Raw genomic sequence first — 13,917 nt, forward strand, 5'->3', positions numbered from 1 at the left:
AAAAACAGTCCAACGTTGTAACACGGTGCCGCGGACTTATTCCCCGACACGCTCATTCAAAGCCAGCGGATTGTACGTGATAAACATCGCGTCCCCGTAGCTAAAAAAGCGATATTTTTGTTCTACCGCAGACTTGTAGGCCGCCATGGTGTGCTGATAACCGGCAAATGCCGAGACCAGCATAATCAGCGTCGATTCAGGCAGATGGAAGTTGGTCACCAGCGCGTCAATGACTTTGTACTGATAGCCTGGGTAGATAAAGATCTGCGTATCGCCAAAGAACGGCTCGATAAGCCCGTTCTTCGCCGCCTGCGCGGCGCTCTCGAGTGAACGCACCGAGGTCGTACCGACCGCCACCACGCGGCTTCCGCGCGCTTTCGCCGCCAGCACCGCGTCCACGACGTCCTGAGGCACTTCGGCATACTCGGAGTGCATGATGTGATCTTCAATGCTGTCGACGCGCACAGGCTGGAAGGTGCCCGCGCCGACGTGCAGCGTCACGAACGCCATCTCCACGCCCTTCGCGCGCAGTTTTTCCAGCAGCGGCTCATCAAAGTGCAGGCCCGCCGTTGGGGCCGCGACCGCGCCAGGCTTCTGGCTGTAGACGGTCTGGTACAGCTCGCGGTCGGCCTCTTCGTCCGGACGCTCAATATACGGCGGCAGCGGCATGTGGCCGATGGCGTTCAGGATATCGAGCACCGTGCGTTCGTCGTTGAATTCCACCTCGAACAGCGCGTCGTGGCGCGCGGTCATGGTCGCCTTGATGCTCTCATCATCGCCCAGCAGCAGCTCCGCGCCCGGCTTCGGCGCCTTGGAGGCGCGAATATGTGCCAGAATACGTTTATCATCGAGCATACGTTCGACCAGCACTTCAATCTTGCCGCCGCTGGCCTTGCGGCCAAACAGGCGCGCCGGGATCACGCGGGTATTGTTAAAGACCAGCAGATCGCCGGGGTTGAGCTTGTCGAGCAAATCGGTGAAAGTACCGTGCGTCAGCTCGCCCGTCGGCCCATCCAGTGACAGTAAACGACAGCTGCTGCGCTCAGGCATGGGATAGTGAGCAATCAGGGATTCAGGTAGTTCAAAGGAGAAATCGGCGACGCGCATGACGTATACTCGTGACTTAAAAACAGGCGGCATAGTCTAGTGCTCACACCCTTTTGCTGCAACAACTAGCCACCCCCGGACAAATAAAACGCATGAATTTTCTCGCTCACCTGCATCTCGCGCACCTCGCTGACAGCTCCCTCTCGGGCAATTTGCTGGCCGATTTCGTACGTGGCAACCCCGCTGAAGAGTACGCCCCTGAGGTCGTTGAAGGCATTTTTATGCATCGCCGCATCGACGTGCTGACGGATAAGCTGCCGGAAGTGACGGAAGCCAAAGCGTGGTTCCGCCCTGAGACGCGCCGCGTTGCGCCGATCACGCTGGATGTGATGTGGGACCACTTTCTGTCGCGCCATTGGGAACAGCTCTCGCCGTCGCTACCGTTGCCAGAGTTTGTGCGCTACGCCCATGCGCAGGTGTCGATCATTCTGCCCGACTCGCCGCCGCGCTTTGTGAATCTGAACAACTATCTGTGGTCGGAACGCTGGCTGGAGCGCTATCGCGAGATGGACTTCATCCAGAACGTGCTGAACGGGATGGCAAGCCGTCGACCACGGCTTGAGGCGCTGCGCGACTCCTGGTATGACCTGGACGAACATTACGATGCGCTGGAAACCCGCTTCTGGCAGTTCTATCCCCGCATGATGGCGCAGGCGAAAAACAAACAGCTCTGACTGAATGCACCTTGATAGGCGAAAGCTTGTTGAACGATTGTCAGCGCCTCTTTGTCTTCTCAACGAACACTCTCTATACTGGGCGGCGTTGCGTTCCAAATAACCTTAGTATCTACAGGAGAATCATATGGTTCTGGTAACTCGTCCGGCTCCGGATTTTACGGCTGCAGCAGTTCTGGGCAACGGTGAAATCGTTGAAAACTTCAACTTCAAACAGCACACCAACGGTAAAGCGACCGTTCTGTTCTTCTGGCCAATGGACTTCACTTTCGTTTGCCCGTCTGAGCTGATCGCGTTCGACAAACGTTATGAAGAATTCCAGAAGCGTGGCGTGGAAGTGGTTGGCGTCTCCTTCGACTCTGAGTTTGTACACAACGCATGGCGTAACACCCCTGTCGACAAAGGCGGCATCGGTGCGGTGAAATACGCAATGGTTGCGGACATCAAACGCGAAATCCAGCAGGCTTACGGTATCGAACATCCGGACGCTGGCGTTGCGCTGCGCGGTTCCTTCCTGATCGACGCAAACGGCATCGTTCGTCACCAGGTTGTGAACGATCTGCCGCTGGGTCGTAACATCGACGAAATGCTGCGCATGGTTGACGCGCTGCAGTTCCACGAAGAGCACGGCGAAGTGTGCCCGGCTCAGTGGGAAAAAGGTAAAGAAGGTATGGCTGCTTCCCCAGACGGCGTGGCTAAATACCTGTCTGAGAACGTATCCAGCCTGTAATCGGCACGGTTTACGAAGAAGGCCCGCACGTGCGGGCCTTTTTTTATGCCTTACGCTGCGTCTCACGCCAGATGCGCCACGCCATGCCCGCCAGCAGAATTACGCCCGCAATCAGCACGCCCCACACCAGCAGGGTGTTCAACCTGCTCTCCCGATCGGCCGCAGAGGTGGCGGTCAGACGCGCCTCGCCGCCTAGCGCGACATCATCCACAACGTCGGCCTGCGGCAGATTCGCCATATCATAGGTTTTGCGCAGGTCGGCGGGGATCAGCATGTCAGGCTCCACCTTTGCAGGTTTTGCCGCCCCGTTTCCCCACGCCAGCACGTAGGGCGCTTTCCCCTGCGCGTTGAACACCAGGTCGTAGCGGTCGCGATGTCCCGTAACGCTCGGCAGGTATTCTGGCAGCCGCGCATTCAGCGTCGTGATTTTCACGGCCTGCACCAGGCCCCCGCTCAGCGAAACCGGTCCGGACGTTTTCCCCTCAAGACGGTAAATCACCTCTTTTTTCAGGGAGTGCCACGCGTCCTTTTCCGAGCTCCGCCACGCGATCTCAACCGGAAGAACGCCCTCGCCGTTCAGCGAGATACTGACCGCATGCAGCGGCTGCGGACGCGCCCAGCGCCACTGCGCTTCGCTTGCCGACAGCGGCTCCCCTTCCCCCTCGAGGCCGATCTCTTCCGGGTCCGCCTGCGCAGCTGCGCTGATGGCGTTCACGCCGGTCAGGGTTATCCCCTGGCTCTGCGCATTCAGCACCACCATGAGATAGCGATTCGCGTCGGGAGATAAAACCGTCTCGGTGTCGATTCGATCGAGCTTAAGGCGATCCTGACCGCTGGCGACGTCCAGCAGCGGCATCTCCTCGCCCAGGGTATACCAGCGCTTAAGATCTTCGCTGTAATAGACCGACGCCGTTCCCTGCCATGACGACTGAGGGGTATTCCAGAGAAGCTGCAGCTGGGATATGGCCAGCTCACCCGACGCCTGCTCCGGCAAGGTCAGCAGATAATGTTGCCCGGCTGCCGCGGCTTTTTGCCCCTGCAGCACGATCTCCACGCCGTCTCGGGAACGAAGCAGGATCTTATCGCTATCTCCGGCGTCGGAGGCAGGCGCAAGCGGCGAGGCGTCCAGCGGAAAGAGGCGCAGCGCCGTGGATTGCACTGACGCCTGCGGGCGCGTCGCGGCGATCAGGCTAAAGGGGACCGGCTCGCCCGACTGGTTAAAGACGCGAACGTCATGCAGATCCGGTGACGTGCTTTGCGCATAGACGGCGAGCGGCAGCATCACCCGATACCACTGGGAAGGAGCAGACGTATCCAGTGAACGCCCAAAGGCATAGTCCCGGGGCGATTCCGCGGGTACCTCGTCACAGAGCGCCGGGCCGGAAAGCGCCAGCAGCGCGGTACACGCTACCGCTTTCATCCATTTCATTTTTCATCTCCTGTTTTGGGCGGCAGCGGTGAGAAATAGCCCACGATCAGAACCAGTATCGCCACGCCGATAAACGCCACCGCGCGCGCCAGACCGCCTCCGCCCGCGCTGTCCACCAGCATCAGTTTAACCATCACCACGCCGAGCAGCGCGGCACCGCAGAGCCACTCCTGCCGGGAGGCCCGCCGGGTGGCATGGATCATCACCACCAGCGCGCTCAGCATCCAGAACAGGGCAAAGCTGGTCTGCACGAGACGCGAATCCCACAGCGATGCCATATTCCAGGCCACGTCGCCGTACCAGGCCAGGGCGCGCATCAGCGCACCGTTCAGCCACCAGAAGCCAAACGCCATAAGCGCGACGGCTGGCCACGGGCGCGCCTGCGCAAGCCACGTCGGGTAGTAGCGATCCACCGCCCGATAAAAGACCACCAGCCCCAGCAGCGCGAACGCGGCGCCTTCCTCCAGCGGGTTCACCAGCGGCAGCCAGGTCTGGCGATAGATCACGCCGTCCTGGAAATTGGTCACCACCAGCAATGCCAGCAGCGCCACGACCACGGGGATCGGTGCCAGGCAGGCGTAGAGCGCAGGCCACTCCCGGAACGGCCATCCGCGACGGCGTACCGCAGCAGAAAGCGCCATAATTATCCCGCCGCCTGCGGCCATTGCTAATCCGCTGCCCCACGCTGCCATGCCCCACGGCAGCGACCGGGCAAACCAGTAAAGCTCGGCGGCCAGCGCCAGTAAAATCATCCAGAACAGCGACAGATGCAGCCCCATCGCGATGCGCGGCAGGAGTCTTTCATCGTCGCGCCGCAGCAGCATCAGCGCGGCGGGAAGCGCAACGCACCAGGCCAGGTTTGACCAGCCGGCGGCAACGATCTGCTGATGCCAGATCTGATACCCCACCATCAGCAGCATAACCGGCCACAGCAGCCATTTGCTGGCATCCAGCTCTCGCCACGCCAGACGCGCGGCCACCTGCCGCCAGCCCCAAACCGACGCCGCCGTCAGCGCCAGCACGCCCGCCAGAATCGGTAATTGTTTCGTCAGTGCCAGCTGCGACGCGCCGAGCAGTGCCACGAGCCAGAACAGCAGACCGCCCGCCAGCAGCACCCGGCTGACCGGCAGGAAGAGAGCCCGCCACAGCCAGGCCGCGGCCAGCCAGCAAAGGCTGAGGATGGCGAAGATCAGCAGCAAGCTCAGCGACGTCACGCCGCTCGTTTGCGCCCACAGCGCGCTGCCGAGCGCCAGCACCAGCAGCGCCGTCCCGCTATAGCTCATGCGACGCTGGTGCTGCTGCACGCCGAGCCAGAGGATACCCAGCCCTTCCAGCGCCCACGCCATCGCCGTCCAGCGCGCCGACAGCGCCAGCGGAATGGCGAGGGTCGCGAACCCGCCGCCGATGGCCAGCGCCGCCAGGACCAGCGGTCGCCCGATGGAGGGGTAGCGCCGCAGCGCAAGGAATGCGAGGGTAAGATAAAATGCTCCATATCCCAGCGCGCTCAGCGCGGGGCCATATTCCCAGTGCCGGGTCATGCCGTACTGCATCCCGAAGCCGATCAGCGGCGGGGCAAACAGCAGCACGCCGTCAATAATCTGCTTCCCTTTCTCCTGCGCCCGCAGCGACAGCGCCACGCTCAGCACGCCGAATATCAGCGTATTGGCAATCAGGAACAGCTGGCAGACCCAATAGTCTTCCGGCTGGTAGTCATTCAGCCCCCACAGGCCGCCCACGCCGAACGTAAACAGCAGCCCGAGCAGGTTTAGCTCGCGCCAGTGCTGCCAGATGCTGATAGCGAGAATGCCGATGGACAGCAGGAGATAGAAAGAGAACAGCGCCACGAAGCTGCCGCCCCCGGTAGACAAGAGCAGCGGCGCAAGATACCCGCCGAGGCTCGCCAGCATGGCAAGGCTCAGCGCCTTCTGCAGCACCGCCAGCCCGACGCTCGCCGCGCAAATCACCACCAGCAGCGCAAAGGCCAGCGTCATCGGCAGCATCTGCCAGAGCCGGAAGGCGCCAAACACCGTCAGGTAGAGCACGCCGGTCGCCCCGCCCTGGAGGATCAGGGCATAGACGCGCTGCCTGTGCCGCAGCCGCCACCCGACAGCCAGCAGAACGATGGCAAACAGCGCCGCTGCCACGAGGCGCAGCTCAAGCGGGAACAGGGAATGTTCAACGGTATAGCGCAGCAGGAAAGAGAGGCCAAGGAAGAGCAGCAGGATCCCCAGCTTCGCCAGCGGGTTACCCTGCATAAACCAGCGCGCCAGCGACGTCAGGATGCCGCCAAAGGCAGAAGGCTGTTTTGCCGCAGGCACCGGGGCCGGGGCCGGTTCTGCCACGGCAGCGGGAGTATCGGGACGCCAGGGGTCGACAGGCGCGGGCGCATCCTCGACCACCGGCGCGGTCACGCTATCCGGCGCGGCGGTCTGCACCGGTTCCGGCGGATTATCAGCCACGCCGCGCTGCTCAAGCGCCTCAATGCGCTGGCGCAGCCGGGCAATCTCCTGCCGCGCTGCCGTGCTTCGGTTAAAGCCGATAACCGCCAGCACGGGCGCAACCCCCAGCGCAAAAACCAGGAATAAACAGCCAAGGATGTAAAGCTCGTCCATGTTTCCACCTTCACCGTAAACGATCCGTTAAGATTGACACAAATCGTTGCATTTGCGCCATCTTAAAAGGTGGAAACATTCGCGGGCGCGTTAGCTACCGAGCCAGATCGTCGCGGATATCGCCGGCAGCGCCAGCACGCCGTCCTGTATCGTCGCCTTGCCCTCTTTATTCTTCCACATGGCCACCTTCAGCAGCGGAGAATCATCCAGCACCACTTCGCAGGCTTCGCCCCGGTTGATCGCCACCAGCACGCGCTGCTGGTTATAGACGCGGGCAAACACCACCACGTTATCGTGGGCGTACACCACCTGACAGCCGCCATAGCGCAGGGCGAGACTCTGCTTACGCAGCTTCGCCAGCCGCTGATACAGGCTGAACAGCACCTTGTCCTGTTTCTCGGGCTCCCACGGGAAGGTTTTGCGGCAGAACGGATCGTTGTTGCCGTCCAGCCCCACTTCGTCGCCGTAATAGATGCACGGCACGCCCGGCCAGGTGAAAAGCCAGGTCACTGCGAGCGGCAGACGCGCCACGTCCTTGCCGAGCAGGGACTTAAAGCGCGCGGTATCGTGGCTATCGAGCTGGTTAAACATCCGCAGCTGCTGCTGATGCGACAGGCCGGCGCGGTAGTTCTCCATCCACGCCATGCAGGTTTCCGCGTCGATATGATTCGGATCGTAGGAGATATCGGTGTTGGCGAGGAACCCCCACAGCGGGAAGGTAAAGCCGCGATAGTTCATCGCCGCATCTTCCGCATCATTCTGCAGCCACTGCCGCGCGTCGCCAAAGTGCTCGCCAAAGACGAACGCCTCCGGCCGGGCCGCCTTCGCCGAGCGCGTAATCCCGGCGACGTGCTGAAGATTATTGCGCGCCCCGCCCGCCTCGCCGAGCATATGCACCACGTCCAGACGCCAGCCGTCCATATTCCACGGTGCCTTCAGCCAGTGGCGGACGATGCTGTCCTCGCCGCCGTAGATTTCATTCACAAGCGTTGATGACTGGAAATCCAGCTTCGGCAGGCTCGCGTAGCCCAGCCAGTCCAGCGCGCGCCCCTCCTCGTTAAAGCTGTACCAGTCGCGCTGCGGCGAGTCCGGGTTATGGCACGCCCCGCCCATCGACTGGTTATGCCGGTCAAACCAGGCGTGCGAATCGCCGCTGTGGTTGAATACACCGTCCAGAATGAGGCGCATGCCTTCTTTTTGGGTGTTCTTACGCAGGCGCAGCAGCGCCTCGTCGCCGCCAAACTGCGCGTCAACGTGGCGATAATCTTCGGTATCGTATTTGTGCACGCTCGGGGCTTTAAACACCGGGTTGAGATACAGGGCCGTCACGCCGAGTTTTTTCAGGTACGGCAGCTTTTCGCTGATGCCGTCGAGGTCGCCGCCGTAGAAGGTCGATCCCCCCGCCTGGGCGGTCAGCGGCTCATCCCACGCTTTCAGAATGATGTCATGACCGGCAGCGTGGTGGTGATAGACCTTATCCTGGTCGGCAGTACGCTTTTCGCTGCGCGCAAAACGGTCCGGGAAAATCTGGTAAAAGACCTGATCGTTAACCCAGTGCGGGCCGTTATCCGGGTAATCTACCGCGAACTGCTCCAGCCGGGCGGGCGGGAAACGGCTAAACCCCTGGGGGGTAAACCACAGCTGGCGGTTATTCCACAGCAGCTTAAAGCTATAGCGGCGGCGAGGCTGTCCGCTGTTCAGGTCGATATTCGCCCGCCACGCCGTAATCCCCGGCTGCGGCTGGCTGCGCTGCTTGTGCATTTTCAGCGACGTTTCTTCGTTATCCACTTCGGCGCGGAGCGTCACGCGTTCAGGCTGATTTTCTCCCGCCAGCCAGAGCGTAATCACAAGGTTGTCTTTGTTTTGCTTAACAAATGGGGCAACCGGAAGGTGCCAGGCGTTTAACATCACGAATCCCCTTTGATGAAATTGACGTCACCTTGCCACAGGGTGGTTAAGGATAGCTCATCGTGTTCGGGATTATTGGGGGAGGAGAACGGAGGAGGAGATTTTTTTCGGGGCAAAAGGGAGTGTAGGCCGGGTAAGCGCAGCGCCACCCGGCATTTTTACCTTACTGCACTTCCGCCAGCTGGCGGTCGCGGCGGCATTTAAACACCCATCCCACCAGCAGCAGCACGATCCACGCGCAGCCCACGTACAGCGAAATGCGGGTGTCCGGATGGTAGCCAATCAGGCCAATGATAAACACCAGGAAGATCAGCCCGAGGACGGTGGTTGCGACCCCGCCCGGGACTTTGAACTTCAGCGCTTTCGCCTCATCCGGCGACAGGCGACGGCGGAAGGCAATCTGCGACAGCAGGATCATGATCCACACCCACACCGTCGCGAAGGTCGCCAGCGACGCAATCACCAGGAAGACGTTCTCCGGCATGATGTAGTTCAGGTAAACCGAGAACAGCAGCGCCACGGTCATCACCACGACGGTCACCCACGGCGTGCCGCGGCGCGAGGTTTTGGCGAACACCTTCGGCGCGCTGCCCTGCTCCGCCATGCCGTGCAGCATACGGCCCACGCCGAATACGTCGCTGTTGATCGCGGAGAGCGACGCGGTCAGCACCACAAAGTTCAGAATGCTGGCCGCAAAAGCGATGCCCATATGCTGGAAGGTCAGAACAAACGGGCTACCGTTGGTGCCGACCTGATTCCACGGATAGATGGACATGATCACGAACAGCGTACCCACGTAGAACACCAGAATACGCATCGGCACCGAGTTGATGGCGCGCGGAATGGATTTCTCCGGGTCTTTCGCTTCCCCGGCGGTGATGCCGATAATCTCAATACCGCCGTAGGCGAACATCACCATCTGCAGCGACATCACCATCCCGAGCCAGCCGTTGCTGAAGAAGCCCCCGTTGCTCCAGAGGTTGTGAATACCGGTCGGCTGACCGCCGTTGCCGATCCCCCAGATGATGATGCCAAAACCGGCCACAATCATGATGATGATGGTGGCGACCTTGAAGAAGGAGAACCAGAACTCCAGCTCGCCGAACACCTTCACGCTCATCAGGTTGACGGCGCAGATAATCAGCACCACGCTCAGCACCCATATCCAGTGCGGCACCGCCGGGAACCAGACGCCCATATAGATGCCGAACGCCGTCACGTCGGCAATGGCGACAATCAGGATTTCGAAGCAGTAGGTCCAGCCGGTAATAAATCCGGCCAGCGGGCCGAGGTTTTCCTGCGCATAGCGGGAGAATGAGCTGGCGGACGGGTTGTGAACCGACATTTCGCCGAGCGCGCGCATGATGATATACGCCGCCACGCCGCCGATAATGTACGCCAGCAGCACGCTGGGACCGGCCATTTTGATGGCATCTGCCGAGCCATAAAAAAGACCGGTGCCGATAGCAGAGCCCAGCGCCATAAAGCGGATGTGGCGGGTGCTCAATCCACGTTTAAGTTTGTTAGTGCTTTCCATTTAAATCTTGCCATTCAACACGAAAAAAACAAAAAACCACGGGGCCTTAAGCCCCGTGGTTAAACAGTTTGTTGCCGTTGATTAATGCGCGTTCGATGCAACCTGACGCCCTGCAGCACGGTCCCAGATAATCGCCAGAACCAGCGCAACAACGGTAGGCATCAGCCAGGCCAGGCCCTGCTCGGACAGCGGCAGACGCTGTGTCCAGGCTGGCAGAATGTCAGCGAAAGCTGATGCTTTAATCCCGTCAAGGATACCAAAAATCAGGCTGATAAACATGGCTGGCGCAATAATTCGTGAGGAGTTGTTCCACCACGGGCGGGTGAAGCTCAGCACCACCAGCACGATGCACGGCGGATAAATCGCCGTCAGTACCGGAATAGAGACCTGAATCAGGTGGCTCAGACCGAGGTTGGACACCGCCATAGAGAAGATGCCGAGGATAAACACCAGGGTGCGGTAGGAGAGCGGCAGATACTGTGCAAAGAACTCTGCACAGGCGCAGGTCAGGCCAACCGCGGTCACCAGACAGGCCAGGAAGATGAGTGCCGCCAGCAGCATACTGCCCGCACCGCCGAAGGTGTGCTGGACGTAGGCGTGCAGGATAGCCGCACCGTTGGCGTTCTGATCGACCAGCATGGCGCTATCGGAACCCAGACGGAACAGCGCCAGATACAGCAGCGTCAGGCCCACACCGGCCATCAGGCCAGCCCAAATGGTATAGCGGGTCAGCAGGCGCGCTTCGGTCACACCGCGGGAACGCGCGGCGTTAACAATAACGATACCAAACACCATGGCGCCCAGCGTATCCATCGTCAGATAGCCGTTCACAAAACCGTTAGAGAACGCGGCGTTTTTGTAGGCGTCCATCGCGTCGCTGATCGGGCCTGCTGGCCAGACGATGGCCGCTACCGCCAGAACAATCAGCGCGACAATTTTCAGCGGAGCCAGGAAGTTACCGACGGTATCCAGCAGTTTGCCCGGATAGAGGGAAACCAGAATCACGATCGCGAAGTAGATCAGGCTGTAGATAAACAGCGGCATCGCGCCGTCACCGGTCAGGGGAGCAATACCCACTTCGAAGGAGACGGTCGCCGTGCGCGGGGTGGCAAACAGCGGGCCAACGGCCAGATAGCAGACGGTAGCCAGCAGTACGCCAGCCACTTTGCCAATCGGGGTGCTGAGGCTATCCACGCCGCCGCCGACCTTCGCCAGCGCGATGACGGTCAGTACCGGCAGACCCACGGCAGTAATCAGGAAGCCAAACGCGGCGGTCCAGACGTGTTCACCCGCCTGTAAGCCAACCATTGGAGGGAAAATGATGTTGCCTGCGCCAACGAACAGCGCAAATGTCATAAAGCCCAGCGCGATGATGTCACGCGATTTTAAGTGATGGGTCATAAAACCTTACTGCCTGTGGATGTGGTGTTGAAAACATTGAGATTTTCGCTATCCCTGACGGGACGATACAGCCGAAAATATGCTCAATTTCAGCGGGATATGCTCCCGTCCAGGCGTGGAGAAGAATAGTTTTTCGATTTACCACGCAAATACAGTCGGTCTGACAGTATCTGGGGCGCAATTTAAACGCTTATAACGTTTAAAGGCAAGGTGGGATCGTAAAACCAGAACAATATGCCAGCATGAAAATACACACCAGAACAATACGCTATTTATAAGAAAAACCCATGGCTAATCATGCGAACAAAAAACAGTCAGCCGTATAAAATTCATCCGCGTTTCGTTTGACTGCAAAGCAAACGGGCCAGCGATGGCTGACCCGTGGAAAGGTAAAATGACACGCCTGCCGTCAGGCGCTCTTTTTGGCAATTAAACGTTCCGGGATAACGAAGCTGAAGCGGGTTCCTTTCCCCAGCGTACTCTGAATATCGAGACGGCTTTCGTGGTGATTCACCGCGTGTTTCACAATAGCCAGCCCCAGGCCGCTTCCGCCCGTCTGCCGCGATCGCGCTTTATCCACACGGTAGAAGCGCTCGGTCAGACGCGGAATATGCTCAGGGGCAATCCCCGGCCCGTTGTCCTCCACGCTAAACTCGGCTCCCGTTGAGGTATGGCGCCAGCGCACCACGATCTCCGTCCCCTCCGGCGTATGATTCACGGCGTTATACACCAGGTTGGAAATGGCGCTGCGCAGTTCATCTTCGCTGCCCAGCACCTTTAGCGTGCTGTCGACCTCAAAGGTCAGGTGATGCTTTTTGTGGCTCAACGTCTGCGCTTCGCGCTCCACGACCCGCAGCATCATCGGCACATCAATGGTGTCATTCAGCGCGAGCGTGGGCGCCGCTTCAATCTTCGAGAGCGTCAGCAGCTGCTTCACCAGCCCTTCCATGCGGTGCGTTTGCTCACGCATGGTGTGCAGCGCTTTTTCCCGCGGCGCGCCTTCCAGCGTTTGCTCCTGCATCATCTCCAGGTAGCCCTGAAGCACGGTCAGCGGGGTACGCAGCTCGTGGCTGACGTTGGCGAAGAAGTTGCGACGCGCCCCTTCCAGCTGGTGCATCTGGGTGACATCGCGCGCCACCATCAGCCACTGCTTATCGCTGTAGGGCATCACGCGGATTTCCAGATGACGGCCGTTATTGAGCTTGAGGTTATGCGGGCGGCTAAAATCACGCTTTTTCAGATACAGCGTGAACTCGGGATAGCGCAGAAGGTTGAGGATGTTCTGACCATTGTCGTCCGGCCAGCGCAGGCCCAGCAGCTGCTGCGCCAGGCCGTTACACCAGAAGATCGTCCCCTCTTCGGTGGTCAGGATCACCGCATCCGGCAGCGACTCCGCGCCGCTGCGAAAGCGTTTAATAAGGCTTCCCAGCTCGCGGCGGCGCTTTTTATTACGCATCTGCATCTGGTGCAGACCGTACAGCAGCGGCTCCCAGCTGCCGCTTCCCGGCGGCGGCGTCATGCTTCGGTCAACCCACAGCCACCACGAGAGACGCAGCAGGTTCCAGAAATGCCAGATCAGCAGCCCGGTGACCGACGCCAGCAGAAACCACGGCAGGTGTCCAAGAAAGGCCCCCAGAATGAGGGCGGGAATACAGCATAAGATCAGTTCAAAGACGAGCCTTTTCCATGACAGACGTTCCAGCACGCGTCACACTCCTGTCATTGTTCAGAAACGGGTCGAAAAACGATAACCCGTGCCGCGGACCGTCTGCACCATGCGATCGTGGCCGCTCAGTTCCAGCGCTTTTCGCAGGCGGCGGATATGGACGTCAACCGTCCGGTCTTCGACATACACGTTAGTTCCCCAGACGTTATTCAGCAACTGCTCGCGGCTGTAAACGCGCTCCGGGTGGGTCATAAAGAAGTGCAGGAGCTTAAATTCGGTAGGCCCCATGTCGAGGGGATTTTCGCCGGTCATCACCCGGTGTGACGTGGGGTCAAGGCTCAGTCCCTGCATCTCAATCACCTCTTCCACCGCCATCGGTGAAATACGGCGCATTACGGCTTTAATGCGGGCCACCAGCTCTTTTGGGGAGAACGGTTTGGTAATGTAATCGTCAGCGCCGGTCTCCAGACCGCGCACGCGATCCTCTTCTTCTCCGCGCGCCGTAAGCATCACAACCGGAATGTCGCGGGTCAGCGCTTCACGCTTGAGGTGTTTGATAAACTGCAGTCCGGAGCCGCCGGGCAGCATCCAGTCCAGCAGAATCAGATCGGGCCAGGGTTCATTCAGCTGGTTCACAGCGCTGTCATAATCTTCCGCTTCAACCGGCTGGAAGCCGTTTTGCTCGAGCACGAAGCACACCATTTCACGAATTGGAGCTTCATCTTCTACGACCAGAATACGTCTCGCCATACTTTGCCCTGTCTTATCTTATTTACGTTACAAGTTTGTAATTCGGCGCCATTATGCGTCAGATTTATGACAGATTTATGAAAAACAGTACCACGTTAGCGGG

General features: G+C 59.7%; 10 protein-coding genes. 2 read left to right on the forward strand and 8 right to left on the reverse strand.

What is annotated here, in order from left to right; translation table 11 throughout:
- Positions 1–36 precede the first annotated feature (36 nt).
- Positions 37–1,107, reverse strand: a complete 1,071-nt coding sequence (gene queA, locus ACMWKK_RS10255; RefSeq protein ID WP_045328322.1) for a tRNA preQ1(34) S-adenosylmethionine ribosyltransferase-isomerase QueA — start codon at positions 1,105–1,107, stop codon at positions 37–39.
- Positions 1,108–1,199: 92 nt separating this feature from the next.
- Here queA and acpH point away from each other — a divergent pair, with 92 nt between their 5' ends.
- Positions 1,200–1,781, forward strand: coding sequence for an ACP phosphodiesterase (gene acpH / locus ACMWKK_RS10260; protein ID WP_112781099.1), 582 nt, complete (start codon positions 1,200–1,202; stop codon positions 1,779–1,781).
- Between the two features lie 127 nt (positions 1,782–1,908).
- Entirely contained in the window at positions 1,909–2,511 is a 603-nt protein-coding gene (locus tag ACMWKK_RS10265) for a peroxiredoxin (RefSeq protein WP_008503347.1), read from the forward strand.
- A gap of 43 nt (positions 2,512–2,554) precedes the next feature.
- Here ACMWKK_RS10265 and ACMWKK_RS10270 read toward each other — a convergent pair whose 3' ends face one another.
- The 7 genes from ACMWKK_RS10270 to phoB form a co-directional block, all read right to left on the reverse strand.
- Positions 2,555–3,940, reverse strand: coding sequence for a DUF3999 family protein (locus ACMWKK_RS10270; protein WP_112781098.1), 1,386 nt, complete (start codon positions 3,938–3,940; stop codon positions 2,555–2,557).
- A complete protein-coding gene (locus ACMWKK_RS10275; RefSeq protein WP_112781097.1) occupies positions 3,937–6,552 on the reverse strand; it encodes a DUF2339 domain-containing protein in 2,616 nt (871 codons plus the stop codon). The genes ACMWKK_RS10270 and ACMWKK_RS10275 overlap by 4 nt, the downstream gene beginning before the upstream one ends.
- A gap of 90 nt (positions 6,553–6,642) precedes the next feature.
- Positions 6,643–8,460 (reverse strand): maltodextrin glucosidase, encoded by a 1,818-nt coding sequence (gene malZ / locus ACMWKK_RS10280; RefSeq protein WP_112781096.1) that lies wholly within the window; start codon positions 8,458–8,460, stop codon positions 6,643–6,645.
- Between the two features lie 163 nt (positions 8,461–8,623).
- A complete protein-coding gene (gene proY, locus ACMWKK_RS10285; protein WP_112781095.1) occupies positions 8,624–9,997 on the reverse strand; it encodes a proline-specific permease ProY in 1,374 nt (457 codons plus the stop codon).
- An 81-nt stretch (positions 9,998–10,078) separates the two neighbouring features.
- Positions 10,079–11,398, reverse strand: coding sequence for a branched-chain amino acid transporter carrier protein BrnQ (gene brnQ / locus ACMWKK_RS10290; protein ID WP_047716261.1), 1,320 nt, complete (start codon positions 11,396–11,398; stop codon positions 10,079–10,081).
- A 409-nt stretch (positions 11,399–11,807) separates the two neighbouring features.
- Complete coding sequence (gene phoR, locus ACMWKK_RS10295) at positions 11,808–13,103, reverse strand: phosphate regulon sensor histidine kinase PhoR (protein ID WP_112781094.1); 1,296 nt, start codon at positions 13,101–13,103, stop codon at positions 11,808–11,810.
- Between the two features lie 21 nt (positions 13,104–13,124).
- Positions 13,125–13,814, reverse strand: coding sequence for a phosphate response regulator transcription factor PhoB (gene phoB, locus ACMWKK_RS10300; protein ID WP_008503265.1), 690 nt, complete (start codon positions 13,812–13,814; stop codon positions 13,125–13,127).
- Positions 13,815–13,917: the final 103 nt, after the last annotated feature.

The sequence above is a fragment of the Enterobacter sp. 01-M-03-SI-ECC genome (assembly GCF_047530215.1).
Lineage (GTDB): Bacteria > Pseudomonadota > Gammaproteobacteria > Enterobacterales > Enterobacteriaceae > Enterobacter > Enterobacter chengduensis.

What these genes read in the sequence shown, in the direction of transcription:
- ACMWKK_RS10270 (WP_112781098.1), bottom strand. Translation starts at nt 3,940, where the DNA reads ATGAAATGGATGAAAGCGGTAGCGTGTACCGCGCTGCTGGCGCTTTCC.
- malZ (WP_112781096.1), bottom strand. Translation starts at nt 8,460, where the DNA reads ATGTTAAACGCCTGGCACCTTCCGGTTGCCCCATTTGTTAAGCAAAAC.
- brnQ (WP_047716261.1), bottom strand. Translation starts at nt 11,398, where the DNA reads ATGACCCATCACTTAAAATCGCGTGACATCATCGCGCTGGGCTTTATG.
- acpH (WP_112781099.1), top strand. Translation starts at nt 1,200, where the DNA reads ATGAATTTTCTCGCTCACCTGCATCTCGCGCACCTCGCTGACAGCTCC.
- ACMWKK_RS10265 (WP_008503347.1), top strand. Translation starts at nt 1,909, where the DNA reads ATGGTTCTGGTAACTCGTCCGGCTCCGGATTTTACGGCTGCAGCAGTT.
- ACMWKK_RS10275 (WP_112781097.1), bottom strand. Translation starts at nt 6,552, where the DNA reads ATGGACGAGCTTTACATCCTTGGCTGTTTATTCCTGGTTTTTGCGCTG.
- proY (WP_112781095.1), bottom strand. Translation starts at nt 9,997, where the DNA reads ATGGAAAGCACTAACAAACTTAAACGTGGATTGAGCACCCGCCACATC.
- phoB (WP_008503265.1), bottom strand. Translation starts at nt 13,814, where the DNA reads ATGGCGAGACGTATTCTGGTCGTAGAAGATGAAGCTCCAATTCGTGAA.
- queA (WP_045328322.1), bottom strand. Translation starts at nt 1,107, where the DNA reads ATGCGCGTCGCCGATTTCTCCTTTGAACTACCTGAATCCCTGATTGCT.